Origin of the sequence: Cupriavidus sp. DL-D2, from assembly GCF_039710735.1 — a bacterium.
In the GTDB taxonomy this organism is placed as follows: Bacteria; Pseudomonadota; Gammaproteobacteria; order Burkholderiales; family Burkholderiaceae; genus Cupriavidus.
Window position 1 is genome coordinate 1 of sequence record NZ_JBDKXK010000030.1, and the last position, 20,589, is coordinate 20,589.

Sequence of the window (20,589 nt, forward strand, 5' to 3'; positions counted from 1 at the left end):
GCATACTCCTGTTCAGCCATCTCGCAGAAAAACGAGCAAGACGGCGGTGCTTCATTGCGGCGGATGGGGCCATCCGGGATGTCTCGCAGGGAGTAACGCTCACCCGTCTTCCGGTTGCGGAACAGGTAGGCGCCTTCTCCGATTTCGTCCTGAACTTGGCACAGCGCCTCAAACTCGGTGGGGAAGTCCTCGCGGATCGCGCGGAAATACCCCTCGCCACCCTTCACGCACCCAATGCAATTGGCGTTGTCATAGCCCTTGCGATACATGAGCGGAAGTTCGATGCCGGCGCGCTGAATCATCGCCTTGCAGTCATCCTTGCCAAGCCCCTTTTCGATCAGCGGCGCAATGACTGCGCGGTCCGGATTGCGCTCGATGAAGTCTTCAAAGCGGTCCTGTTCTTCGGCCGTATATCCGAAGACCATCACGTCGCCGGGTTGCTTCCAGTCATCCAGCAGCTTTCGCTTCAACTCGCGCGAGCACGGTGCGCCCGCCAGCCCCTTCATGAACTGCTTGCGCCGGAACACCTGAATGATGTCTGCGTCGAACTTTTGGTCGCGCAATACCGTGATGGTCCTGCCGAACCACCGCTCACAGTCAGCCAGGAAGCGGCGGTTGTCTTCGTGCTCGTTCTTCAGAAAGGCATTGATGATCTGCACGTCTTGGCCAGCGTACTCGGCTAGCGCTAGCTTGGTCGCCACCGCAGATGCGGCGCCGCAGGAGAATTGGCAAACAATCCGGCTCATTTCTCATCCCTCTTGTCGCTCTCTGCCGCAGGGGATGGGTGGGCGGCCTTGAAGCCCTTCCGGAACCAGTGTTTGTAAATCGCAAGGTTGTCGGAATCGTTGGTCGATTCGAATGCAGCACGTTCTGCTGCGTCGATGTCCACCGCCCCCGCATCGGCCTGCACCTGCTGGGCGGCGCGGACAAGTGGCACCGTGTATTTCTTGCCATACAGATCGGGGCGAGCGCGTTTCAGTGCGTCGCTAATCGGCTCTAGGTCATCCTCCGTGGTCCATGCATCCGCCTCGCGCTCATCCTGCTGCGCCGCCCGATTCACTGCGCGCGCCTCAACCGTCTTAGCCTCGCAGGCTTGGCTCATGTTCTCGTGTGGATGGCTTCGCACGCATTCCGGCCCATCCTGCTGCGCCGATGTGCTCGTCCGACTGTAATTGCGATCAATGCCGTCAAGGCCGGGGTCATTGGGTGCAGGTAAATCGAAATCGGCCGTTGCGGGGCTAGAAGGCCGATTTGCGAAGCGACGTTTCAGTCCTGCGCGTTGTCGCGCTTCGATCTCATCACGCGTCTGCACCCCCGAGCCCACTTCCCCAGGCTGGCGAGGGGCGGCGAGGACGGCCTTTAATGCACGGCCTTCATCGCTCTCCCATGCTGGGCTTCCATCGCGGCGACAAGCTCGCCCATAAGCATTGATTAGGTCTGTCAGCCCATCCCCCGCTGGGAGCTTCGGGGCTGCGGGAGCATGATCGAGCAAGCAATTCCACGCCTGTTCGATGGAACATCCCTTACCGTCATAGCCACCGGCTGCCATCTGGTCGTCAAGCTTGTTGACGGCATCCCACATCTCTCGCGTCGGCTCGATTGGCACCAGCTTCCAGCCTTCCCGGATCGTCAGCGCCCCGCGCGCGTCGTTGTCGTTCGTCATGCTGCTTCCTTCAGTCCAAGTAGCCAGTCGGCGGTGCAATCCAGAATCTTCAGCATCGCAATAAGGTTCTCGATGCCCGGCTCCATATCGCCCATCTCGTAATGGCAAATAGTCGATTGCGGGACACCAGAGCGCTGAGAAAGCAAGCGCTGGGTCATCCCTCGTTCTTGCCGAGCGAGCTTCAGCCGCTGGGCGAATGCCTGATTTGCCATGGTCAATCCTCTAGACCACACAGCCAGTCGGTACTGCAGTCGAGCACCTGGGCCAGCGCTATGAGGGAAGGTAAGCGCGGCGTGTTCAGCCCCGTTTCGTAGTGGCTGATGTGCGAGCGCTCGATGCCGGTTCGTTGCGCCAGCACTTCCTGATTCATACCGCGCTCTTTGCGCGCGAGGCGCAGCCGTTCGGAAAAGGTCGACATAGTCAGATACCTCCAATGAACCGCTTGATCGAGCCGGCCATGTTCCCCAGCCTGACCCATCGCCCCAACTTCTGATGCGGGTTCGCCGCGGCAGCAGCAACCAACGCACTGACGATGACGCGGGCCTGCAGCGCTTCGGTGGATGCCACCGCGTGCGCCGCGCGCAGCGTCTCGATCGCTTCGTTCAGGTGTCGCACTTCGGCGCGCAGCCGGGCGTTTTCGCGTTCCAGTCCGCTGGATTTCATCGCCATGTCGGCCACGTCAGCATTCAGGCGTCGATCGGCACGGCTCATGCAGGCGATGTCGATGGGCCATGTCATGGTGGTCTCGCTATGTAGGGGTGGGCGGGCCGGCGACTAGCCTGAAAAGGAGAAGGTGTCGCGCGCTGTTTTTCGGGACTCGGCGTTGTCCCGCCGCCGTCCGCCCATTGATCAGTCGTCGATCGTTTCCTGCGCGTCTTCGTCGACGCCAAGGCTCGTGTGCACTTCCTGGCCTAGCAGCGCCATCAGCCGCGCGATCGTCTTCTCGTCGGGATGGGCCTGCACGCGGAAGTTGACGAACACGGTGCCGCCTTCCTGCATGTCGAAGCCCAGCTTGTTCACGCGGCAGTCGTCCAGCTTGATGTCGTCCTCGGGACGGACCTTGCTGTGGATCGTCAGCAACTGGTGCTCCCAATCGCCGTCCCACTTCACCGCGCTCAGCTTCGGGTTCTTCAGGTTCGGCAGGTAGCCTGCGTCCGTGATCAGGTCGCCCTGCTTGTTGTCGTCCTTGTAGTAGAAGCTGGATTTCAGCGTGGGCGAGAAGAAGGACAGGACATCGTTCGACGCGCGCGCCTGGACCTTGATGTCCACGGCCAGCACTGATTCGTCGCCGTGCTTTTCGTTGCGGGCATTGACGTGCTGGATGCGCACCATCTGGTTGTCGAGTTCGAGCATTCGATTGGCTCCGGTGGTGGATGGGGATCAGGCCGCGTGGCCTGAGGAAGAAAAGTCCAGTTCGCACAGCCAGCCGACGACCTGCTCTTCGGTGGCTTCGAAGTAACTGACCAAGGCGGCGATGATCTCGGCGTCGGTCGGGCGGGTAGGCGGGGCCGGCCGGCGTGCTGGCGCTTGGCGGGCTACGGGAGCGGCGGCGGGGCGTGCGGTCGGTGCTAGTGCCGGGGTAGGGGCTGGTGCTGTCGTGGGTTGCGCTGTCTGTGCGGCACGCTCTGCAGCCTCCTGCGCGGCCTTCTCAGCTGCGACCTTGGCAGCGGCTTCGCGCTCGGCCTTGGCCTGCTCTTCGCGGCGGATGCGCTCGCGCGTCGCTTCTTCCTCGCGCTGCTTGTCCAGCTTGTGCTTCTCGATGCGGTTCGAAACCGTCATCTTGATGTCGTCGAGCTGGCGCGTGCAGAGCCCTTGACGATCGGCAAACAGGAACTCAAAGCCCTTGATCGCTTCGTCCAGGTAGGCCACGTTGGCGCGCAGGCGCTTGGCGGAAGCGTCGGCGTCAATCTTGGCGTTGGCCAGCAGCGTGTCTACGGCATCGCGGATGCTTGCCACTGAACGCTTGCCCTTGGCTGCGCCGGCAAAGTCAGGCATGCCCAGATCAACCCAGATGCCACCGGTCTCTTCCTTCAGCGCCTGCACATGCTCGCTGTAGGCGGTGCGACCAGACCGGATCAGACCTTCCTTGATCTCGATCTTGCGCTGATCAACCAGCTTGGCCAGTTCCAGGCGCGTGCTTCGCGCGATGCCCTTGATGTCGTCGACCGTGCGGAATACCTCGTCGATCGATTCCATCTGCGACTGCACGTGCTGCTTGGCGGCGTCCAGGCGCGACTCGACGTCGCTGCACCACTTCACGATTTTCTCGGCGTCAGCGAAGTCCTGATCGGTCTGCAGGTCGCGGTTGATCCCGCCGAAGACTTCCACGGCATGCTCGCGGAACGCCTGCAGGTTGCTGGCGGTCACCTGACCACGCACCTCGATGCGCAGGGCCGGTAGCGTCTCGGGCGTGCGGCCTTCGGGCTTCACCTCGACCACTTCGGGCTGGTAGGCGGCCAGATCCTTCTCAAACTGTTCCCAGCCGGCGGCGATCTTGGCGGCCAGTTCCGGGTTCGGGTAGTAGAAGCAGTGGCGCTCTTCATCCATCTCACCGCCGAACGACCAGCGCGAAGCGCCAAACAGCACGCGCTTGCACTTGCCGATCATGCACTGCTGTTCCATCTGCACCTGGTACGTCATCGGCAGAAGTTGGCCGGCCTTGGCGTCGCGGTGTTCCGGCGCCACGGTGTTGATGTCGTCGAACGCCTTGCGCAGATCCTCGTTTAGAAGCTTGTGCTCGTAGGCGTCGTCTTCCGACATCGTGATTCCGTCGAACGACGCCGACAGCTTGCCTTCGGTGCCAACCACCGGGTAGAGCTCGTCGCCAAGGATCGACTCGGCAAAGGGCCGGTACAGCGCTTCGCAGCGGTGGCCTTCGTTGAAGATGTCGTGCTGCATGGGAGACACTTCCGGGCGGATGCCGGTGGCGTATTCCTTCAGCAGTTCGGAGCGGGTCTTGTAGGGCGACACGCCCATCATGGCCGGCGCATCACTGGCGTTAAAGAAGTTCGCGCGGTGGGCGTGCCATTCCGGCGAGCCTTGCACGAGATCGACGATGTTCATCTTGGCTCCAGTGGTTCAGGTGGTCAGTCGTTCTCGTGTGCCCACGAGTCGATGGTGTTTTTCTGGGCGTCAGTCAGCAGCGCGCCCTTCGATTGGACGGTGGCGATGATCTGGGCCGGCGTCTTCTTGCCGGACGTGATCGTTTCACGCCAGGCGCCCTTGTTGGCGTCAAAGCGCTCTTGCGGGTAGAACTCGGGTTCCGCGCTGTGCTGGGGGGCTGCCTGCCGCTGGCTGCTGCCTTCGGCTGCACCGCCGTCGCCGTCGTCATCCATGCCCTTGGTCGACATGCCTGTCACGGCCAACAGCGTGTAGCGCTGCAGGTAGGTGATCGTGGACGCGGTCTGCTGGATGACGTTCTTCTTTCCAGAGTTGTCCGGCGGCCCGGACATCACGACTTTTTCCGAGTGGCCCAGCTCGTGCGTGACCACGCATTCCACGGTGATCAGGCCATTGCCCTGGAGAATGTTCCAGGCGAAGCTCAGGCCGTGCTTCGCCATGGCCGGGCCAACCGCATCGGTGACGTCCGACAGTTCGGCATGCGTGTAGCCCACGAAGTCGCCTTCGCGGGTCTTGTATCCGACTTCCTTGCTGCGACGGATCGTGACGGGCTCGGTCTTGAACAAGGCCATCGATTTCACGTACGCCTGGCGGGCGGCCATGGCCATCCCGCGTTCGCGCAGGTCTAGCAGCTTGCCGATGTACTCGGGGTCGGCGCCTTTCTCCACGGCGATCAGAAGTAGGGTGTCCGGTGTGACAGGGCCGGTGGTCGCAAGTGCGCCCGTCTGGCGCTGGGCGGGGAGTGCTGCGGCGCGCGGCGGAGCGGCTTGGACGTCGATCACGTCTTCGGCTACGGTGGTCATGTTGGTCTCTCCGAGGTAGCGGGTTTCAGACGGCGGCCGGAGCGCCCTCCACCTTCACGTACGGGTACTTCTTGTCGTACGGCTTGATGTGCTTGCCGAAGTGCGAGCCCTTCGATTCGGCGTCGCGGAGAGCCTCGAAGTCGGCGACTGGAACGTTGCTGTAGTGGTACAGAGACGTAGCCAGACTCGTGCGGCGGTCGCGGAAACGAATGGCCATCGTGCCGGTCTCGGCGTGGTGGCCGATGCTGTGGATCTGCGACGATTCGACTTCCTGCATGTCGATGACGGGAGTGCGTTGTTCCATGGTGATCTCCAGAGAGAGCGGATTACAGGGCGCCGGCGCGCAATGCGACGGTCAGATACCAAATGACGGGCGCTGCGACGCAGAAGCCGGCGGCGCACGCGTACTCGATCGAGCGCTTGCGCTTGGCCACGGCCAGCAGCTGGTTGGTGTCGGGGTCGTAGGTCATGCCAGCAGCTCCACGGCGAGCTCCACCAGGGCGAAGCCGAGCGCGACCAGCGCGGCGACGGCCAGCCAGTGGTTGTTGCGGTTGATGGCGGTGTCGTTGCGCGCGTTCATTGCGCCACCATCGCGAGGGCCGCGCCGATCAGCACCACCAGCGGTGGCGCCACGTAGATCAGCAGGGCGGTGTAGAAGAGGTCGCGGCTCACGATTGGTCATCTGCCAGGTGGCGGTCGATGGCTTCATGGGCGTCCTGCCCCCTAGCGACGGCGCGGAGCCCGATGCTGACGATGTCTGGCGGATAGCCGAACAGATCGTGCTTCCGCTCGATCATCACCAGCGTGGTCAGATTTCCGTCGATCATGGCGCGCGTGTAGCGCTCGGCGTCCGTAGGCTGTGTCGGCTTCCTCACGCAAGCGCCGCCGCACTCTCCGGCCGGGTAGTCGCAGCCCGAAGCCGCGTGCTTGCAGGTGCCGGCACTCATGCTGCCCTCACCACGCGTTGCGCCGAGTGGGCCGCAGCCTGGGCGTTGCCCAGCAGCAACTCCGCGTACAGCAGCACTTCGGTCTTGTTGATGCCGGTCCACACCGTGCGCTTCTCGGCGGCGTTGATGTAGTTCGACAGCAGGAGGTGGGCCTTCGGGCTGCTGGCCAGCTGATCGAGAAAAGCCTTCTCGCCGGTAGTGCCGTAGACGGGCAGGGAGTCGTCGGTCGTCATCATGGTCTGCACCTCAGACGCCGTAATACTTGAGCACGCAGACCCAGTCATCGCCATCCAGTCGCGTGGTCTGGACAGCTGGGCTGCGATACGCGTCAATGCCGCCGGCGCGCTGCTGCGCTGCTTTTTGCACGGCGTCGCGATCTCGGCCTCGAAACTCAATCTCGGTCACGCTGCTACCGCGCGGCTGGCGCAACAGTCGCTCGCGCACATTGCTCGAGGCGATGGCCGGGCGGGCGGCAGGAGCAGCGAAGGGCCAGGCGGCACGTTGAACGGAGGCCATCACTCGACCTCCTTGGCGCCACGAACGATGCCGATACCCAGCAGGCCAGCGGCCAGCAGGGCGGCAACGAAGAAGAGAATCAGGGGAAGTGGCACTTGGGCCTCCATCGGTGAGTTGATGGAGGAAAGATAAAGCAATGCTTCCTATAAATCAAGCATAGATTTATCAATGGCAAGTAATGCTTTGATAGCGGGCGATAAAAAGGCCCGCCGTGGGGCGAGCCGTGGAGGCCAGACGCGGATTACTGCGCCCCGTACTTCAGCGGGGTTGGCGGCTGCTCGGGCTTCGCCGTCGTGCAACCCTTCTCATAGGCGGCCATTTCCAGCTGATAGTGGCGCTGTCTTGCGCTATCTACTGCGGCGTCTTTCTCTATCGCGTTGCCGATCCCGAAGTCGCCCAGGAACGCCAGCACATCGCGTCCGTCGAATGCGCTTTCCTTATCAATGTACTGCGTGAAACCCATGACCTTGGCTTGTTCGAGCTGAATCTCGCGGCAGGTCATCGTCTCCTTTTCCATGTTTGTCAGATTTCCCTGACGGCCATAATTTTTCGTGGCGCACCCTTGTAGGGTCAGCATGCAGGCGCCGACCACGAACGCGATCTTCCACATATTAGTCTCCTCTCGTAGTTCGGTTGCTTCAAAAATCGCCCATCCCGGACCGATACTTCACGCGTCCAACTACATGAATGTGCTCTATATCGTTGGCGTCAACCGTTATGGTCTCGTAGCGCTCTGCATTGTCGCTGATGATTTTTAGGTCCCCGTTCGGAAGCTGCCGGAGTCGTTTTACCAGCATCTCGCCAGCATAGACGAGGGCGAATACTCCACCGTTCGCAGGCACGCGCTTGTCTGCGCTATCCACCAGAACGGTGTCGTCGTCAAACAGGCGAGGCTCCATGCTGTCGCCGTGAACCTTCACAGCCACCAGGTTCGCTGGCTTTGCATCCAATCTACGGATGTAAGCGGCCTGGAAGGGAAGCGGCTCCTTCTCCTCAATGTGCCAGGACTGGCGTCCCTTGCCGGCTGACAACTGAACGTCGACTCGTTTGACTAGAACGGTCGACTCAACAGGGAGTTCGTCGAGGTTGTTGTAGACGGTGATCGGTCGAGTCGAGAAGCTGACCGGCCCTCCCCCGGCCGCAACAGGACCATCGACTCCTCGGATCAACCAATCCACTGACCGACCAGTCAGCTCAGCCAGCACCGGCAGTTGGCCCTTTCCAATTCGTCCAGTCTTCTTCCAGCCATTCACCGCCTGGGGTGTGACCCCACACGCGGCAGCTATCTCCGCAGACGTCTTTCCAGACTGCTCAATGGCCTGCGTTATGCGGGCTGCGACGGATGCGGTGTCAGACGAACTTTTCATGCGCGCGATTACATCATTGCTTTCATCAACGAAGCAATGCTTGATGTTTGGCAAGCAATGCTTTATGTTTGAGGTCATGAACACGATCAATCCTGAAGCCCTAGCGGCAATCCGTGAGGCGGTCGAAGCTGCCAAAGGTCCGAGCAACCTTGCGCGCGCCGTTGGAGTCTCGCCTCAGATGGTCACCCAGTGGACGAGCGACGACCCGAAACGCCATCGACCGGTCGCGGCGCCGCATTGTCCGGCGATCGAAAGGAACTTCGGCGTTAGCCGGAAGCGTCTGCGACCGAACGACTGGCACAAATACTGGCCGGACCTCGACGAGCAACCGGCCGCCGCCTGAGGAGCCCGCCATGAAACGACTGTATGCATGGCTTCGGCGCATTGAATGGTCTGGGCGAGAGAGCCGGCGGCTTGAAAGATCAGCGTGGCTCGCCTTCTTACTACTCGTCGCTCTTTTTCACCTTCGTACCGTCGCCGACTACAACCGAATCCTTCTGGATTTCGCGGGCAAGGAATGCCGCCAAGCTGACCAGGACGTTCAGGTAGATCACGGCAAAGACGATCGAAATCGAAAGAGTGTTCAGTGGGCCAAGACCTAGGAGAACCGAGAGTCCACCCGCTTGTTGTTCTGAGCCAGATGGAAGTTTGAGGAAAGCCTGCCTGGCGAAGTAGGCGGCGATTTGCGACCCGCACATGATTCCTAAAGCGGCGAGCGAGAACAGTGAGGCCAGCAATTCGACTGGCCTGGAAAGACGAACCGCTGTAGCAGGGAACTTCAGAGCGAAGCCCAGAACCGCGGCTGCAATCGTGATTGCAAGGCTGATCAAGCCAGTTTCCATGCGTACCCCTTTCGTGGGTGGTTGAGAAGGTGAGATGTCTCAATTGTTCCATGGCTGTGGGTACGCACCCTAAAAGTTAATAAAGCGTCGTTTGATCGACGCTTTATTTGAGTCTTCCGCCAACTGTGGAAGCAACTGTGGAATCGATTGAATTTTCCAATAAGGAGAAGAAGAAATGCGGGTAGCCGAACAGCCGGAAACCGGCGCCGGTATTGGGTCCAAGGGATTTTTCGATAGTGGCAAAGGGCGCTTTCTGCCCGATGCCGAGATTGCTGGCTGCGGAACCTTCCGCGACGCCTGCGCGCTGGCTTGGGATCGCCGCGCGCAACCCGGCCTCACCCTCCAGGCGCTGGCCGTGCTGGCCGATCTGTACCCGTCGCACGTCAGCGACTATTTCCAGCGCGAAGCCCTGAACTCTAAGGGCAACCCGCGCCGCTCCCTGCCGGCCGAGAAGATCGCCGACGTTGAGCGCGTGCTGGGCAATCGGGTACTGAGTCAGTACCTCATGCATCGTGGCGCGCTGACCATTTTTGAAGCAATTGTGGCAGCGAGGGGTGCATGAATTACCTGGAAGCGATCGACGTGGCCACGAAAGCCATGCAAGACGCGGTGGAGCAATGCGGGGAAGACGACATCCGGCTGACCAAGGCAATCGCCCAGGCCAAGCAGGATCCGCGCGTCGCGGAAGCATTCACCGTGGTGGGCCTGCACGACCTGCTGGCCGAACAGAACACGCAGCACTGAGGCAACCATGGACGCACAGCAGGCACTCCAGGCACAGCGCGGCTACATCAACGAGCTGCTGCACCGGATCACCGTGGCCGAGACGCGCGGCGCCAGGCTGTATCTGGTGGCCGAGACGAAGCGGGCGATCGACGAGCTGGAAAGCATGCTGTTGGCGCGCTCGGCAGGGATGCACACATGAATTTCTACAAGCGCCATATCGGCGACTACATCAAGGACGCTGCGCACCTCACGCTGCTCGAGCACGGGGTCTACGCGCGCCTGATGGACGTCTACTACACCCGTGAGGCTGGCATCCCCGATGGCCAGGCAGCACGTCTCATTGGTGCCCGGTCGAAGGACGAGCAGCAGGCAGTACAGAACGTGCTGGTCGAATTCTTCCATTTGACCGACGGAATCTGGCTCCAGAACCGCTGCGAACGTGAAATTGAGGAAGCCAACCTGCAAGCGGACAAGAACCGAGCGAACGGTAAAAAGGGTGGTCGGCCAAAGCGAATTGAAACCGAACAGAAACCCACTGGGTTTTCTGTGGGTTCCGATTCGGATAGCCAAAAAAACCTTAGCCAGACTCCAGACTCCAGACTCCAGACTCCAGAAGAACCCATAACCACCACTGACGTGGTGGTCGTCGACAGCGTCGCTGACGACCCCAGCTCGCCCACAGCCAAGCCTGCAAAGCCAGACTGCCCACATCAGGCCATCGTGGCGCTGTACCACGAGCTGCTGCCGATGTGCCCGGGCATCCGCGACTGGACGCCAGCCCGTGCGCAAGCCCTGCGAGCCCGATGGAACGAGGACCCGAAGCGGCAGGACCTGGGCTACTGGCGCAAGTTCTTCGGCTACGTGGCCGAGTCGGACTTTCTCACGGGGCGCAGCAACAGCGTCGGTCGCAAGCCTTTCCATGCCAGCCTGGACTGGATCGTGAAGGCCGAGAACTTCACGAAGATCCGTGAAGGCCGCTACCACGAGCAGGTGACCGCATGAACGCGCCCGACGACTTCCCGCAGGCCCGCGTGCTGCACAGCATCGAGGCCGAGCAGGCCGTGTTGGGTGGGCTGCTGCTCGACAACGATGCGATCGACCGCATCCACGGCCTGGACGCTGCGCATTTTTACCGCGACGACCACCGCGTGATCTTCGGCGCCATCGTGCGTCTGGTGTCGGCGAACAAGCCAGCAGACTTGCTGACGGTGTTCGAGACGTTGCAGGTCGAGGGCAGGGCGGAACGTGTTGGAGGCTTGCCCTACCTGAACGCTATTGCCCAGAACACGCCCAGCGCCGCCAACATTGCTCGCTACGCCGAGATCGTGCGCGACCGGGCGCTGCTGCGCGAGACCGCCGCCGCTGCCCGCAAGGTGCTGGAGCTTGTGGAGACGCCCGGCCCGACCAAGGGTGCGGAGGTCGTCGACAAGGCCCAGGCCCTGCTGGCTGATCTGGTCCAGGTGGGTGTGCAACGCGGCCCGAAGATGATCGCCGAGCTGCTCGTTCCCGTGGTTGAGCAGGTGGACGCCCGATACCACAGCGGCATCGAGCCGGGCATCTCGACCGGCATTGCCTCGTTGGACACGGCGCTGAACGGTGGCTTTCACCCCAGCAACCTGGTGATCGTGGCCGGCCGTCCCTCGATGGGCAAGACGGCGCTGACGACTGACATCGGCCTGAACATCGCCGATAGCGGTCTCAGCGTGCTGCTGTTCTCCATGGAAATGTCCGACCAGGAGATCGTGGCCCGGGCGCTGGCCAACCGCGGCGGGATCAACCTGTCCGCGCTACTTCGGGGGCGCCTTTCCGACACAGACTGGCCGCGCATGACGTGGGCGATCCAGAACATGGGCGATATGCGTTTCGCCATCGATGACACGCCGGCGTTGTCGCTGTTGGAGGTCAAGACAAAAGCAAAGGCCCACAAGCGCCGGCACGGTCTCGATCTGGTGATCGTCGACTACCTCGGCCTGATGTCAGGGGGCGAGGAAAAGATGCGCTCCCAACAGATCGGCGCTTACTCGCGCGGCTTGAAGTCACTGGCCAAGGAACTGAACGTGCCGGTGGTGGTGCTCTCGCAGCTCAGCCGTAAGAACGAAGACCGCCCCGACCGGAGGCCGATGCTGTCCGACCTGCGCGACTCCGGCGACATCGAGTCCGACGCCGATGTCGTGCTGTTCGTGCACCGCCCCGAGATGTACGACCCGAACAACGACGAGCTGAAGGGCTACGCCGAGGTGCTGATCCGCAAGAACCGGAACGGCGCGCTGTGCGACGTGCCCCTGTTGTATCGCGGCGCCGTGACGAAGTTCGAAGAATGGACTGGACCGCTGCCGATGCTCAGTCACGGCCCGGCTGTACGCAAGCGCGGCATCGCCGCTGACCTTTGATCCGAAACGGAAACCATACGCAGCAACGGGTACGCCATGACCAAAATCGTTCTGACCTTGCCATATCCCGTAAGCGCAAACCGCTACTGGCGCACGTACATGCCGAAGGGCTTCAAGGCGCCAGTGACCACGCTGAGCGCGGAGGCCAAGGCATACAAATCTGAGGTCGGCTGGCTGGCCAAGGCCGCCGGCATCCGCTCGCCGCTGGTGGGGCGCGTTGCGGTGGCCTACACGCTCTACCCGAACCGCCCGCAGGACTGGCAAAAGCGCCAACGCCGTGACGGCGCCTCCTGGGACGACTCTGTGCAGTGCATCGACTTGGACAACGCCCAGAAGGTGCTAATGGACGCGCTCAAGGGCATCGTGTTCGAGGACGACCGCTGGGTGCGCCGCATCACGGCCGAGCGCGCGGAGCCGGATGGGGAAGGGCGCCTAGTGGTCACGATCACGGCGATCGAGCCCGAGCTGGTGCAAGCGGGCCTGTTCGGCGAGGTGGCCTGATGGGGATGCTCGAACAACCTCAATCGCTGCAACAGGTCCTGCGCACCGCCTTCCTGCGTGGGGAGAAGATCGTGGCCACGCGCTTCGCGCAGCAGCACGGTTTCTCGCGGCAAGGAGTGTCTGATGGTTTGAGGGTCATGCAAAGGCGCGGCCTGGTCACCTCGCGCGAATTGCCGAGCATGCACCCACGCATGGCGCCGATCGAGTTCTCGTGTGTGGACATGGCCGGCATGGAGGCGTACCGGCCAAAGGTCCAGACGCATAACCCGATGCTGGGCCGCCGCCGGCCGGTCGGGCCGTTCACGGCGCTGCTGGACGCATGGGGTATTCGCCACGCAGACATCCGGCTGCCGGCGATGCGCCATTCGATGATGCACAGCGAAGCGGAGGTGTGAGATGGACAAGAACTGGAACGGCTACTGCACCTACTGCGGCGGCTTCGGTCATCGTGCGTCTAGCTGCACGCGGTGGAAGGGTGTTCGCCTGGCGAGGCCGGCATGAGCGCGCACCCGAACGGAAACTGCCTGAAGTGCCGGAAGCCATGCCAGGTGTTTGGCTGTCGGTGGTGCGCGGCCTGCTATTACCCAGGCATCGACGCTGACTATCAGCGCTACCGCGACATGATCGAGGAAGGCTATACGCGATACCAGGCCAAGGTCCAGTCCGGCTGGGGAGATCCCGACGAGGCGCTGGAGGACTGAGCATGGCGCTGTACCGCGAATTCACCCTCAAGTCGCCGGGCATCTGGCCCACGGTGCTGGCCTTCATCAAGGCCAATGCGGCGGCCTGCGCGGAGAAGGGCACGCCCATCCGCCTGATCGTCACGTCCGAAGAGCGGCGCCGGACAAAGGAACAGAACGCCTACTACTTCGGCGTGGTGCTGAGGGACATCGCGGAACAGGCATGGGTGAACGGGGAGCGGTTCGGCACGGCCGCCTGGCACGAGCACTTTGCCGAAGAGTTCGCACCGCGCGAGGAACTGTGTCTACCCAGTGGTCGGCTGGTCACGCATCGCAAGTCGACCAAGGATTTCACGGTGGCCGAGTTCGGTGAGTACCTGACGAAGGTGCAGGCCAGCGCGGCCAACGACTTCGGCGTGACGTTTGATGGGGTGCACGGATGACGCTGCCCGCCTACATGTACCGCGACCCGGCCGAGGTCTACGAGCAGGCCGAGGCGCGCAGCTGCAAGGGCTGCATCTACGAGAAGACCGCCCGTCTGATGGGCACCATGCACACGGTATGCACGAAGCTGCTGCCGGGCGGGAAACGAAGGAATCATGGCAAGAGATGTCCGTCTTACGGGGAAAAGAAATGAAGGTATCTGAACTGGAAGGGGCGCTGCTGGACCTATGGGTGGCAATCGCCGAAGGTCATCGGCTGGCGCCCGCGCACCCGGATCCTGATCCGGACACGGGCCGGTATTGGCTCCAACAGGGGAACCTCGGCAGCGTGCAGGAATGCCCGCGCTACTCAAGCGATTGGGCGGCGGGCGGGCCAATCATCGAGCGCGATGAAATTTTCCTGAATCCGCCGGGTGCTGTCCACTACAACGGCGGTCCGAACAACGGTTGGAAGGTCTACGGGCATTGGCGCGCCACTGTCTCGGCGTCCACCCGCACGCTGCCGCCGCAGAACGAAACCCAGGAAGCGCTGAATGTGCGGCCGGTGGGGCGTGGTGCCGGTGCGGGTGTCCTGGTTGCAGCTATGCGGGCGAAGGTGGCGAGCCATTATGGCGAAGAAGTCCCGGAGGTGGCCCATGGATAAACCGCTGTTCGCAGACGTCTCGCACGCGCTGCACGTCTCTTACCTGGTGCTGTCCTTGCCGCCGCGCCAGAAGTCGCCCTTCAAGGCGATGCTGATCCAGGTGCTCGACAGCATCGAGCATCCGACGCGCGCCCAGCGCGAGTGGCTGGCCCAGCTCACCGGCCCGGCCATGGACTACGACCCGGAGCGTCTGACCATGGATGAATTCAGGGCGCAGTGCGCGATGGTGACGGACGCCGCCAAGAACCGGTTGCCGTCGCCTGAGTACGCCGCCGTGCTGGCGCGGTTCGCCTATGGGAAGGAGAAGCTGGCGGGCTGCCAGCGGCTGGCGGTGTATGCGCGGCGCTCGTCTGGCCTGACCGCACTGAAGCTGCTGGTGAATCTGACTGCGCGGCACTACCTGCCCAAACAGCAGCGGCAGGACCTGACGTTCCGCGCACTGGCCGACAAGCACGGCGGGTCGCCGGCCACGCTGTTCCGCGCCGCGCGCTGGATGGAAACGCATTTCAGGACGCTGGAGAACAAGGCGCTGGATCGGCTGGAACCGTCATTCACTGGCCACGGCCTGATTGTCGATCGTACAGCGTGTGATGCGGTGGAAAGTGTTGCTGCGTAAGGGATGGCGGGCAATCCGCACTTGATTTTGTGAAACAAGTGCGCTAAATTCATCCCATGCTACGGCAAGCCCCGCCCGGATCACTCCCGGCGGGGCTTTTGCATTCTGGAGCCGCCTGATGCCATCGAAAGTCATGTTCGCCCAGGGCAACCCGTTCGTGCTGGCGCTGATGGACGCGCTCGGCCTGCCGAAGAACACCGTTTCCTTCGAGATGCGGTGCGCGCTAGACGAGGTGGTGACGGTCCGGTGCGCCTACCATCCGCAGGCAGACGCCGCCGAGGGCTTTGACGCTCGCCCGCTGCTGGCCAACTACAAGCTCGTGCCGGCCGGCGCCGCTACGGCGGGCGATCCAGCCGAGGCGTTCGCCGACGACACGACAGGCGCTACCGTCAAGGTAGTCCAGCACATCAACGTCGACGGTAGAGCGGATCAGGCAAGCATCCTGGCAGCGATGCAGTCGGCCAAAGACAGTGCTGTCGCGGAGATCAAGGCAAACCTCTCGCGCCCCGTGGTTCCCCAGCCTCAGCCCGTGCGGGGCCGGACAGCCATCTCGCCTGGCGCGCTGGGCTGGGGCCTCTTCGGTATGGCGTGCGCTGGCGCAGCGCTGTCCTACGCCTTCGGGCTTTGGTCGTGACGAAGCGGGGGCGACTGCCCACGCTGGGGGCCAGAGTGGCCCAGGCGGGGAGCCGCACGCCCACCATGCAGCCGGGCTCGTGGCGCACCAGCGCCCAGACCAGCAGCCAGCGCGGGTACGACTACCGCTGGCAGAAGGCCCGGACAGCGTTCCTGCGTGAGCACCCGTTCTGCGTGTATTGCCTGCGTGAGCAGCGCATCGTGGCCACAGTGGTGGCTGAGGTGATCGTGGAGTGCGCGGCGCGTGGTATCCCGCTGCCCTATGGCAACGTGGTCGACCACATCGTGCCGCACCGTGGCGACCAGGCGCTGTTCTGGGACAGTTCGAATTGGCAAACGCTATGCGGGAGCCACCACAGCCGTGACAAGCAGCGGCAGGAGCACGCACCATGATGCCGCCCGTGAAGACCAGCCACACGAACGTCATGCTGGGTGCGCCTGTGGACTGGGACCCCGCAGTGCATGGCGAATGCATTGGCCTGCCTGTGCACCGTGACCAGCAGCAGGGCGTCTGGCTGTCGTGGTACCAGCCCACCGAGCAGGACATCGCCAACATCCTGGCTGGCGTGCCCATCCGGTTGTCCGTGTTTGGTCATGGCCATCCGCCTGTGGCTATCTCGGTCACGGCAGGCACCGAGCCCTGACCCTTCGAGGTAACCCATGAGAGAGATCCCAGGTTACCCTGGCTACGCTGCCGGGGCGGATGGTCACGTCTATAGCGCGCTGAAGGACGGTGGCTGCGAGCCGCTGTACGAACGCGTCGACAAGCATGGCTATGCGCACGTGAAGGTGCGGCAAGGCGGCCGACGCGTGACACGGCTGGTGCATGCGCTTGTGCTGCTGGCGTACGCTGGGCCAAGGCCTGAAGGCAAGGTCGGGCGGCATCTTAACGGGCACTCGACCGACAATCGGCCGGGCAATCTGGCATGGGGCACGCACGGTGAGAACGCTGCGGACGCGATCCGACACGGCACCATCGGCCCCGGCATGCTGGCGCATCGGCGCAAGCTGACCGACGACCAGGTGCGCGAGATCGTGCAGCGCCATCGAGCAGGCGAAAGCGGCGCATCCATCGCACGTGCATACGGTGTGTCGGAGGCGTACCCGGCACAGTTGGCCCGAGGCAAGTGCTGGAGGCATCTGGACGCACATTTGTCACCATCAGCGTGAAAGGGGAGGGGGCATCAAATGTCTAGGTGACGTTATCGGCCTAGACCGCCCGTTCCCCCACGCAGAGGTTTTTTTCTCCCCTCGGGAATTTCAGCCCGACCGGGTTATTGCGCAGAATTCGAAATATGGCGAGACCGACCTTTAAACCGACCGCAGTGCAGCGGAGGAAGGTGGCGATCGCTGCGGGCGCAGGCATGTCGCATGAGGAAATCGCCATCGGACTCGGCATTTCCCGCAACACGCTGGAGAAGCATTTCGAAGCCGAGCTGTCGCACGGCGCCTATGCCAAGCGGCTTGAAGTCCTGGTGGCCATGCACGCCGCCGCGAAGAAGGGCAACGTGGCCGCACAGAAGGCGTACACCGCAATGCCCATGCCGCGCGCCGCTGCCACGCCGCTGCCGGCCGACCAGCCTGCAGCCGGCAAAGCGAAGGCGCCGGCCAAGGGCAAGAAGGAGCAGGCACACGATGACGCGCTGAACGCGCAGGCCGGCACTGACTGGCAAGACCTGCTGCCCGGCTCGGCTGCCCTGCAATGACGTGGGATCTGTCCTGCTCCGACTGGGAAGACCGCCTGCGCACCGGCCGTTCGCTGGTACCTGACCTGCCGCTGGACGTGGTCGAGGGCGAGCGGGCCGTGGCCGTGCTGAACAAGCTGCGGCTGGCGGACGTGCCTGGCACGCCGACGCTGGCAGATGCCACTGGAGACTGGTTCCGTGATCCCACTCGGGCACTTTTCGGCTCGCTCGACCCCGTCACGCAGGCGCGGCGCATCCGCGAACTGTTCCTGTTGGTGCCGAAGAAGAACAGCAAGACGACGAACGGCGCGCTGCTGATGCTGACGGCACTGCTGCTGAACCGCCGGCCGCATGCCTCGATGATCATGACGGCGCCGGTGCAGGACGTCGCGACGCTGGCATTCGACGCGGCGCACGGCGCGATCGAGCTCGACCCCGTGCTGCAGAAGAAGCTGCACGTGCGCGAGCACCTGAAGAAGATCGTGCACCGGGAGACGAAAGCCGAACTCGAAATCATGTCTTTCGACCCGTCAGCGCTGACCGGGCAGAAGCCGGTGGCGGTCCTGATCGACGAGTTGCACGTGGTGGCCAAGATGAGCAAGGCGGCCAGCGCCATCCGGCAGCTGCGCGGCGGGATGCTGCCGTTCCCCGAAGCGTTCATGGCGTTCATCACCACGCAGAGCGAAGAGGCGCCGGTCGGTGTCTTCAAGGCCGAGCTGATGAAGGCCCGGGCGATCCGGGACGGCCGACAGCGCGGTGCCATGCTGCCGGTGCTGTACGAGTTTCCGCCGGCGATGCAGAAAGATCCGTCGCAATGGCAGAACCCGGCGAACTGGCCCATGGTCACGCCGAACAACGGCAAGTCCATTACGGTCGAGCGCCTTCAGGAAGAGTTCGAGACCGCCCGCAACACCGGCGAAGAAGAACTGCGCGCCTGGGCGTCGCAGCACTTGAACGTCGAAATCGGGCTGGCGCTGCGGTCGGACAGCTGGGCCGGCGCCGAGCAGTGGGAAAAGCAGGCGGCGCCGAAGCGCTGCACCTTGCCGGAACTGCTACGCCGCTGCGAAGTGATCGACGTAGGCGTGGATGGCGGCGGCCTGGACGACCTGTTAGGCCTGTCTGCGGTGGGTCGATGCCGGAAAACCGGTCACTGGCTCGCATGGTGCAAGGCCTGGGCGCATCCGATCGTGCTGGAACGCCGCAAGTCCGAAGCCGCGAAGCTGCTCGACCTGTCCGCCTCCGGCGATCTGGTGATCGTCGACGAGATTGGAGAGGACGTCGAGCAGCTGGCGCAGGATGTCCTGCAGATCTACGAAGCCGGACTGCTGGACAAGATCGGCGTCGACCCGACCGGCATCGGTGCGGTGCTGGACGCGCTGTCCGCCGCTGGCATTCCCGAGAAGAACGCCAAAGGCGAGGACATGATCGTAGGCATTACGCAGGGCTTCAAGCTCAACGGCACGATCAAGACCACTGAGCGCAAGCTGGCCGAGGGCACGTTGTGGCACGGCGGTACCGACCTGATGAACTGGTGCGTCGGCAATGCGAAGGTGGAACAGCGTGGCAACGCGATCCTGATCACCAAGCAGGCCAGCGGCAGGGCCAAGATCGACCCGCTGATGGCGCTGTTCAATGCCGTCGCGCTGCTGTCGCTAAACCCTGAAGGGATGGGCTCCATGGATGACTGGCTGAGCAATCCCATTGTGGCGGGCCACGCATAATGAAATTCAACCTCACACGTGTCACACACGGCGTCCGCGCGGCCATCGACGGCTTCGTGCGCTCGTTCTCGCTGACCGACCCCGAGCTATACAACCGCACCGCGGCGATCGAGGCGGGCGTCGAGGTCACGCCGAAGGCTGTCATGCAGCTAGATGCGGTGTGGAGTTGCGTGCGGCTGATCTCCGAGACAATCGCGACGCTGCCGCTGGCGATGTACGAGAAAACGTCTGCCGGCAAGCGCGTGGCGCCGCAACATTCGCTGCACTTCGTTATCCACGACCAGCCGAACGCGGATTCGACCGCTTCGGTGTTCTGGGAAGCCATGGTGGCGGCGATGCTGCTGCGTGGCGCCGGGCGGGCGGAAAAGCTTTATGTGGGGGAACAGCTTGTGGGCCTGGCTTACCTGGACCCTGACAAGCTCACCTGCACGCGGGACTACAACACCGGTCGCAAGAAATTCACGTATCCGCGCCCGAACGGGACACTGCGGGAGATTCCCGAGTCCCGGATCTGGACCATTCCCGGTTTCACGCTTGACGGCATCAATGGCGTATCGGTGATCGCCTACGGTGCCAAGGTGTTTGGCAACGCGATGGCCGCAGACAAGGCCGCTGCCCAGACGTTCAAGTCGGGATTGCTCCAGACCGTCTATTACAAGATGGCGGCGTTTCTGAACCCGAAGCAGCGCGCGGAGTTTAAGGCCAACCTCCTGGGCTCCGTGGAGCGCGGCGAGACGCCTCTGCTGGAGGGTGGCACGAGCGTGGAATCGGTGGGCATCAAGCCGGCCGATGCGCAGCTTCTGGAGTCACGCGGTTATTCGGTGGAAGCGATCTGCCGCTGGTTCCGCGTGCCGCCGTGGATGGTGGGACACACCGAGAAGTCCACCAGTTGGGGCACCGGCATCGAACAGCAGATGATCGGCTTCCTGACTTTCACGCTGGCGCCGTGGTTGAAACGAATCGAGCAGGCGATCAGCAAGGACCTGCTGCGGCCCGCCGAGCGGGTCCGCTACTACCCGAAGTTCTCCGTAGAGGGGCTGCTGCGAGCAGACAGCGCCGCGCGCGCTGCGTTCTACGCCGCCATGGTGAACAACGGCATCCTGACCCGCGACGAGGTGCGGGAACTGGAGGACCGCGAGCCGATGGGTGGGAACGCCGCGGTGCTCACCGTCCAGTCAGCCATGACCACGCTCGATGGGCTCGGCACCGCCGACGCCAGCGATGCCAACAACGCGAGGGCGGCCATCCGCGCCTTCCTCGGCTTCGAAGACGACCAGAAGAGGGATTGATCCC

General features: G+C 63.1%; 36 protein-coding genes. 20 read left to right on the forward strand and 16 right to left on the reverse strand.

The window, feature by feature from the left end:
* The 15 genes from ABDB81_RS16865 to ABDB81_RS16935 all read right to left on the reverse strand — a co-directional run.
* On the reverse strand, positions 1 to 701 hold a 701-nt coding region (locus tag ABDB81_RS16865; RefSeq protein ID WP_346812259.1), incomplete at its 3' end, for a hypothetical protein.
* A gap of 41 nt (positions 702 to 742) precedes the next feature.
* Positions 743 to 1,663 carry a hypothetical protein gene (locus ABDB81_RS16870; protein ID WP_346812261.1) on the reverse strand — a complete coding sequence of 307 codons (921 nt, stop codon included), beginning with the start codon at positions 1,661 to 1,663 and terminating at the stop codon, positions 743 to 745.
* Complete coding sequence (locus tag ABDB81_RS16875; protein WP_346812262.1) at positions 1,660 to 1,875, reverse strand: helix-turn-helix transcriptional regulator; 216 nt, start codon at positions 1,873 to 1,875, stop codon at positions 1,660 to 1,662. The genes ABDB81_RS16870 and ABDB81_RS16875 overlap by 4 nt, the downstream gene beginning before the upstream one ends.
* A 2-nt stretch (positions 1,876 to 1,877) precedes the next feature.
* Complete coding sequence (locus ABDB81_RS16880) at positions 1,878 to 2,081, reverse strand: helix-turn-helix domain-containing protein (RefSeq protein WP_346812264.1); 204 nt, start codon at positions 2,079 to 2,081, stop codon at positions 1,878 to 1,880.
* Positions 2,082 to 2,083: 2 nt separating this feature from the next.
* A complete protein-coding gene (locus ABDB81_RS16885; RefSeq protein ID WP_346812265.1) occupies positions 2,084 to 2,401 on the reverse strand; it encodes a hypothetical protein in 318 nt (105 codons plus the stop codon).
* Positions 2,402 to 2,512: 111 nt separating this feature from the next.
* On the reverse strand, positions 2,513 to 3,016 hold the full coding sequence (locus ABDB81_RS16890) for a hypothetical protein (RefSeq protein ID WP_346812266.1): 504 nt from the start codon (positions 3,014 to 3,016) through the stop codon (positions 2,513 to 2,515).
* A 27-nt stretch (positions 3,017 to 3,043) separates the two neighbouring features.
* Positions 3,044 to 4,726 carry a YqaJ viral recombinase family protein gene (locus ABDB81_RS16895; protein ID WP_346812268.1) on the reverse strand — a complete coding sequence of 561 codons (1,683 nt, stop codon included), beginning with the start codon at positions 4,724 to 4,726 and terminating at the stop codon, positions 3,044 to 3,046.
* A 23-nt stretch (positions 4,727 to 4,749) separates the two neighbouring features.
* On the reverse strand, positions 4,750 to 5,586 hold the full coding sequence (locus ABDB81_RS16900) for an ERF family protein (RefSeq protein WP_346812270.1): 837 nt from the start codon (positions 5,584 to 5,586) through the stop codon (positions 4,750 to 4,752).
* A gap of 25 nt (positions 5,587 to 5,611) precedes the next feature.
* Positions 5,612 to 5,890: a KTSC domain-containing protein gene (locus ABDB81_RS16905; protein ID WP_346812271.1), complete on the reverse strand. Its 279-nt coding sequence runs from the start codon at positions 5,888 to 5,890 to the stop codon at positions 5,612 to 5,614.
* A 22-nt stretch (positions 5,891 to 5,912) separates the two neighbouring features.
* Complete coding sequence (locus tag ABDB81_RS16910) at positions 5,913 to 6,056, reverse strand: hypothetical protein (protein WP_346812273.1); 144 nt, start codon at positions 6,054 to 6,056, stop codon at positions 5,913 to 5,915.
* 198 nt (positions 6,057 to 6,254) lie between these two features.
* On the reverse strand, positions 6,255 to 6,533 hold the full coding sequence (locus ABDB81_RS16915) for a hypothetical protein (RefSeq protein WP_346812275.1): 279 nt from the start codon (positions 6,531 to 6,533) through the stop codon (positions 6,255 to 6,257).
* On the reverse strand, positions 6,530 to 6,769 hold the full coding sequence (locus ABDB81_RS16920) for a hypothetical protein (protein ID WP_346812277.1): 240 nt from the start codon (positions 6,767 to 6,769) through the stop codon (positions 6,530 to 6,532). The genes ABDB81_RS16915 and ABDB81_RS16920 overlap by 4 nt, the downstream gene beginning before the upstream one ends.
* 10 nt (positions 6,770 to 6,779) lie before the next feature.
* Positions 6,780 to 7,049, reverse strand: a complete 270-nt coding sequence (locus ABDB81_RS16925) for a hypothetical protein (protein ID WP_346812279.1) — start codon at positions 7,047 to 7,049, stop codon at positions 6,780 to 6,782.
* A gap of 241 nt (positions 7,050 to 7,290) precedes the next feature.
* Positions 7,291 to 7,659, reverse strand: coding sequence for a hypothetical protein (locus ABDB81_RS16930; protein ID WP_346812280.1), 369 nt, complete (start codon positions 7,657 to 7,659; stop codon positions 7,291 to 7,293).
* Positions 7,660 to 7,687: 28 nt separating this feature from the next.
* Complete coding sequence (locus ABDB81_RS16935) at positions 7,688 to 8,494, reverse strand: LexA family transcriptional regulator (protein WP_346812445.1); 807 nt, start codon at positions 8,492 to 8,494, stop codon at positions 7,688 to 7,690.
* On the opposite strand from ABDB81_RS16935, the gene ABDB81_RS16940 reads away from it, so the two are divergent.
* Positions 8,493 to 8,759 carry a YdaS family helix-turn-helix protein gene (locus ABDB81_RS16940; RefSeq protein ID WP_346812282.1) on the forward strand — a complete coding sequence of 89 codons (267 nt, stop codon included), beginning with the start codon at positions 8,493 to 8,495 and terminating at the stop codon, positions 8,757 to 8,759. The genes ABDB81_RS16935 and ABDB81_RS16940 overlap by 2 nt on opposite strands.
* 100 nt (positions 8,760 to 8,859) lie before the next feature.
* Here ABDB81_RS16940 and ABDB81_RS16945 read toward each other — a convergent pair whose 3' ends face one another.
* Positions 8,860 to 9,258: a hypothetical protein gene (locus ABDB81_RS16945; protein WP_346812284.1), complete on the reverse strand. Its 399-nt coding sequence runs from the start codon at positions 9,256 to 9,258 to the stop codon at positions 8,860 to 8,862.
* A gap of 175 nt (positions 9,259 to 9,433) precedes the next feature.
* Here ABDB81_RS16945 and ABDB81_RS16950 point away from each other — a divergent pair, with 175 nt between their 5' ends.
* The 19 genes from ABDB81_RS16950 to ABDB81_RS17040 all read left to right on the forward strand — a co-directional run bounded on the left by ABDB81_RS16950 (position 9,434) and on the right by ABDB81_RS17040 (position 20,585).
* A complete protein-coding gene (locus ABDB81_RS16950) occupies positions 9,434 to 9,820 on the forward strand; it encodes an XRE family transcriptional regulator (protein WP_346812285.1) in 387 nt (128 codons plus the stop codon).
* Positions 9,817 to 10,002, forward strand: coding sequence for a hypothetical protein (locus tag ABDB81_RS16955; RefSeq protein WP_346812287.1), 186 nt, complete (start codon positions 9,817 to 9,819; stop codon positions 10,000 to 10,002). Before ABDB81_RS16950 ends, ABDB81_RS16955 begins: the two co-directional genes overlap by 4 nt.
* 7 nt (positions 10,003 to 10,009) lie before the next feature.
* A complete protein-coding gene (locus tag ABDB81_RS16960; RefSeq protein WP_346812289.1) occupies positions 10,010 to 10,183 on the forward strand; it encodes a hypothetical protein in 174 nt (57 codons plus the stop codon).
* Entirely contained in the window at positions 10,180 to 10,986 is an 807-nt protein-coding gene (locus tag ABDB81_RS16965; protein ID WP_346812291.1) for a YdaU family protein, read from the forward strand. Before ABDB81_RS16960 ends, ABDB81_RS16965 begins: the two co-directional genes overlap by 4 nt.
* Positions 10,983 to 12,374 (forward strand): replicative DNA helicase, encoded by a 1,392-nt coding sequence (gene dnaB / locus ABDB81_RS16970; protein ID WP_346812293.1) that lies wholly within the window; start codon positions 10,983 to 10,985, stop codon positions 12,372 to 12,374. The genes ABDB81_RS16965 and dnaB overlap by 4 nt, the downstream gene beginning before the upstream one ends.
* 36 nt (positions 12,375 to 12,410) lie before the next feature.
* Entirely contained in the window at positions 12,411 to 12,875 is a 465-nt protein-coding gene (locus ABDB81_RS16975; RefSeq protein ID WP_346812294.1) for a RusA family crossover junction endodeoxyribonuclease, read from the forward strand.
* Between the two features lie 5 nt (positions 12,876 to 12,880).
* A complete protein-coding gene (locus ABDB81_RS16980; protein ID WP_346812296.1) occupies positions 12,881 to 13,270 on the forward strand; it encodes a hypothetical protein in 390 nt (129 codons plus the stop codon).
* A 102-nt stretch (positions 13,271 to 13,372) separates the two neighbouring features.
* Positions 13,373 to 13,576 (forward strand): hypothetical protein, encoded by a 204-nt coding sequence (locus ABDB81_RS16985; protein ID WP_346812298.1) that lies wholly within the window; start codon positions 13,373 to 13,375, stop codon positions 13,574 to 13,576.
* A 2-nt stretch (positions 13,577 to 13,578) separates the two neighbouring features.
* A complete protein-coding gene (locus tag ABDB81_RS16990; RefSeq protein WP_346812300.1) occupies positions 13,579 to 13,998 on the forward strand; it encodes a recombination protein NinB in 420 nt (139 codons plus the stop codon).
* A complete protein-coding gene (locus ABDB81_RS16995) occupies positions 13,995 to 14,192 on the forward strand; it encodes a hypothetical protein (RefSeq protein ID WP_346812302.1) in 198 nt (65 codons plus the stop codon). Before ABDB81_RS16990 ends, ABDB81_RS16995 begins: the two co-directional genes overlap by 4 nt.
* On the forward strand, positions 14,189 to 14,641 hold the full coding sequence (locus ABDB81_RS17000; protein WP_346812303.1) for a phage protein NinX family protein: 453 nt from the start codon (positions 14,189 to 14,191) through the stop codon (positions 14,639 to 14,641). Before ABDB81_RS16995 ends, ABDB81_RS17000 begins: the two co-directional genes overlap by 4 nt.
* Positions 14,634 to 15,257: a hypothetical protein gene (locus tag ABDB81_RS17005; RefSeq protein ID WP_346812304.1), complete on the forward strand. Its 624-nt coding sequence runs from the start codon at positions 14,634 to 14,636 to the stop codon at positions 15,255 to 15,257. The genes ABDB81_RS17000 and ABDB81_RS17005 overlap by 8 nt, the downstream gene beginning before the upstream one ends.
* Positions 15,258 to 15,375: 118 nt before the next feature.
* The gene (locus ABDB81_RS17010; RefSeq protein WP_346812305.1) at positions 15,376 to 15,891 is read left to right on the forward strand and encodes a hypothetical protein; all 516 of its coding nucleotides are present in this window, start codon (positions 15,376 to 15,378) and stop codon (positions 15,889 to 15,891) included.
* 65 nt (positions 15,892 to 15,956) lie between these two features.
* On the forward strand, positions 15,957 to 16,283 hold the full coding sequence (locus ABDB81_RS17015; protein ID WP_346812307.1) for an HNH endonuclease signature motif containing protein: 327 nt from the start codon (positions 15,957 to 15,959) through the stop codon (positions 16,281 to 16,283).
* Positions 16,280 to 16,534 (forward strand): hypothetical protein, encoded by a 255-nt coding sequence (locus tag ABDB81_RS17020; RefSeq protein ID WP_346812309.1) that lies wholly within the window; start codon positions 16,280 to 16,282, stop codon positions 16,532 to 16,534. Before ABDB81_RS17015 ends, ABDB81_RS17020 begins: the two co-directional genes overlap by 4 nt.
* 16 nt (positions 16,535 to 16,550) lie before the next feature.
* Positions 16,551 to 17,060 (forward strand): HNH endonuclease, encoded by a 510-nt coding sequence (locus ABDB81_RS17025; RefSeq protein WP_346812311.1) that lies wholly within the window; start codon positions 16,551 to 16,553, stop codon positions 17,058 to 17,060.
* A 125-nt stretch (positions 17,061 to 17,185) separates the two neighbouring features.
* Positions 17,186 to 17,596 carry a hypothetical protein gene (locus tag ABDB81_RS17030; RefSeq protein ID WP_346812312.1) on the forward strand — a complete coding sequence of 137 codons (411 nt, stop codon included), beginning with the start codon at positions 17,186 to 17,188 and terminating at the stop codon, positions 17,594 to 17,596.
* Positions 17,593 to 19,296 (forward strand): terminase large subunit, encoded by a 1,704-nt coding sequence (locus tag ABDB81_RS17035; RefSeq protein WP_346812314.1) that lies wholly within the window; start codon positions 17,593 to 17,595, stop codon positions 19,294 to 19,296. The genes ABDB81_RS17030 and ABDB81_RS17035 overlap by 4 nt, the downstream gene beginning before the upstream one ends.
* On the forward strand, positions 19,296 to 20,585 hold the full coding sequence (locus tag ABDB81_RS17040; RefSeq protein WP_346812316.1) for a phage portal protein: 1,290 nt from the start codon (positions 19,296 to 19,298) through the stop codon (positions 20,583 to 20,585). Before ABDB81_RS17035 ends, ABDB81_RS17040 begins: the two co-directional genes overlap by 1 nt.
* Positions 20,586 to 20,589 lie beyond the last annotated feature (4 nt).

Excerpts from the sequence above, each read along its gene's own strand:
- ABDB81_RS16985 (WP_346812298.1), top strand. The coding sequence starts at position 13,373 with ATGAGCGCGCACCCGAACGGAAACTGCCTGAAGTGCCGGAAGCCATGC.
- ABDB81_RS17040 (WP_346812316.1), top strand. The coding sequence starts at position 19,296 with ATGAAATTCAACCTCACACGTGTCACACACGGCGTCCGCGCGGCCATC.
- ABDB81_RS17000 (WP_346812303.1), top strand. The coding sequence starts at position 14,189 with ATGAAGGTATCTGAACTGGAAGGGGCGCTGCTGGACCTATGGGTGGCA.
- ABDB81_RS17020 (WP_346812309.1), top strand. The coding sequence starts at position 16,280 with ATGATGCCGCCCGTGAAGACCAGCCACACGAACGTCATGCTGGGTGCG.
- ABDB81_RS16950 (WP_346812285.1), top strand. The coding sequence starts at position 9,434 with ATGCGGGTAGCCGAACAGCCGGAAACCGGCGCCGGTATTGGGTCCAAG.
- ABDB81_RS16975 (WP_346812294.1), top strand. The coding sequence starts at position 12,411 with ATGACCAAAATCGTTCTGACCTTGCCATATCCCGTAAGCGCAAACCGC.
- ABDB81_RS16995 (WP_346812302.1), top strand. The coding sequence starts at position 13,995 with ATGACGCTGCCCGCCTACATGTACCGCGACCCGGCCGAGGTCTACGAG.
- ABDB81_RS16895 (WP_346812268.1), bottom strand. The coding sequence starts at position 4,726 with ATGAACATCGTCGATCTCGTGCAAGGCTCGCCGGAATGGCACGCCCAC.
- ABDB81_RS17005 (WP_346812304.1), top strand. The coding sequence starts at position 14,634 with ATGGATAAACCGCTGTTCGCAGACGTCTCGCACGCGCTGCACGTCTCT.
- ABDB81_RS16920 (WP_346812277.1), bottom strand. The coding sequence starts at position 6,769 with ATGATGACGACCGACGACTCCCTGCCCGTCTACGGCACTACCGGCGAG.
- ABDB81_RS16890 (WP_346812266.1), bottom strand. The coding sequence starts at position 3,016 with ATGCTCGAACTCGACAACCAGATGGTGCGCATCCAGCACGTCAATGCC.
- ABDB81_RS16955 (WP_346812287.1), top strand. The coding sequence starts at position 9,817 with ATGAATTACCTGGAAGCGATCGACGTGGCCACGAAAGCCATGCAAGAC.
- ABDB81_RS17015 (WP_346812307.1), top strand. The coding sequence starts at position 15,957 with ATGCAGCCGGGCTCGTGGCGCACCAGCGCCCAGACCAGCAGCCAGCGC.
- dnaB (WP_346812293.1), top strand. The coding sequence starts at position 10,983 with ATGAACGCGCCCGACGACTTCCCGCAGGCCCGCGTGCTGCACAGCATC.
- ABDB81_RS16965 (WP_346812291.1), top strand. The coding sequence starts at position 10,180 with ATGAATTTCTACAAGCGCCATATCGGCGACTACATCAAGGACGCTGCG.
- ABDB81_RS16930 (WP_346812280.1), bottom strand. The coding sequence starts at position 7,659 with ATGTGGAAGATCGCGTTCGTGGTCGGCGCCTGCATGCTGACCCTACAA.
- ABDB81_RS16980 (WP_346812296.1), top strand. The coding sequence starts at position 12,881 with ATGCTCGAACAACCTCAATCGCTGCAACAGGTCCTGCGCACCGCCTTC.
- ABDB81_RS16945 (WP_346812284.1), bottom strand. The coding sequence starts at position 9,258 with ATGGAAACTGGCTTGATCAGCCTTGCAATCACGATTGCAGCCGCGGTT.
- ABDB81_RS16990 (WP_346812300.1), top strand. The coding sequence starts at position 13,579 with ATGGCGCTGTACCGCGAATTCACCCTCAAGTCGCCGGGCATCTGGCCC.
- ABDB81_RS16925 (WP_346812279.1), bottom strand. The coding sequence starts at position 7,049 with ATGGCCTCCGTTCAACGTGCCGCCTGGCCCTTCGCTGCTCCTGCCGCC.
- ABDB81_RS16940 (WP_346812282.1), top strand. The coding sequence starts at position 8,493 with ATGAACACGATCAATCCTGAAGCCCTAGCGGCAATCCGTGAGGCGGTC.
- ABDB81_RS16900 (WP_346812270.1), bottom strand. The coding sequence starts at position 5,586 with ATGACCACCGTAGCCGAAGACGTGATCGACGTCCAAGCCGCTCCGCCG.
- ABDB81_RS16880 (WP_346812264.1), bottom strand. The coding sequence starts at position 2,081 with ATGTCGACCTTTTCCGAACGGCTGCGCCTCGCGCGCAAAGAGCGCGGT.
- ABDB81_RS16875 (WP_346812262.1), bottom strand. The coding sequence starts at position 1,875 with ATGGCAAATCAGGCATTCGCCCAGCGGCTGAAGCTCGCTCGGCAAGAA.
- ABDB81_RS16935 (WP_346812445.1), bottom strand. The coding sequence starts at position 8,494 with ATGACCTCAAACATAAAGCATTGCTTGCCAAACATCAAGCATTGCTTC.
- ABDB81_RS16915 (WP_346812275.1), bottom strand. The coding sequence starts at position 6,533 with ATGAGTGCCGGCACCTGCAAGCACGCGGCTTCGGGCTGCGACTACCCG.
- ABDB81_RS17035 (WP_346812314.1), top strand. The coding sequence starts at position 17,593 with ATGACGTGGGATCTGTCCTGCTCCGACTGGGAAGACCGCCTGCGCACC.
- ABDB81_RS17030 (WP_346812312.1), top strand. The coding sequence starts at position 17,186 with ATGGCGAGACCGACCTTTAAACCGACCGCAGTGCAGCGGAGGAAGGTG.
- ABDB81_RS16885 (WP_346812265.1), bottom strand. The coding sequence starts at position 2,401 with ATGACATGGCCCATCGACATCGCCTGCATGAGCCGTGCCGATCGACGC.
- ABDB81_RS16910 (WP_346812273.1), bottom strand. The coding sequence starts at position 6,056 with ATGACCTACGACCCCGACACCAACCAGCTGCTGGCCGTGGCCAAGCGC.
- ABDB81_RS16905 (WP_346812271.1), bottom strand. The coding sequence starts at position 5,890 with ATGGAACAACGCACTCCCGTCATCGACATGCAGGAAGTCGAATCGTCG.
- ABDB81_RS16870 (WP_346812261.1), bottom strand. The coding sequence starts at position 1,663 with ATGACGAACGACAACGACGCGCGCGGGGCGCTGACGATCCGGGAAGGC.
- ABDB81_RS17025 (WP_346812311.1), top strand. The coding sequence starts at position 16,551 with ATGAGAGAGATCCCAGGTTACCCTGGCTACGCTGCCGGGGCGGATGGT.
- ABDB81_RS17010 (WP_346812305.1), top strand. The coding sequence starts at position 15,376 with ATGCCATCGAAAGTCATGTTCGCCCAGGGCAACCCGTTCGTGCTGGCG.
- ABDB81_RS16960 (WP_346812289.1), top strand. The coding sequence starts at position 10,010 with ATGGACGCACAGCAGGCACTCCAGGCACAGCGCGGCTACATCAACGAG.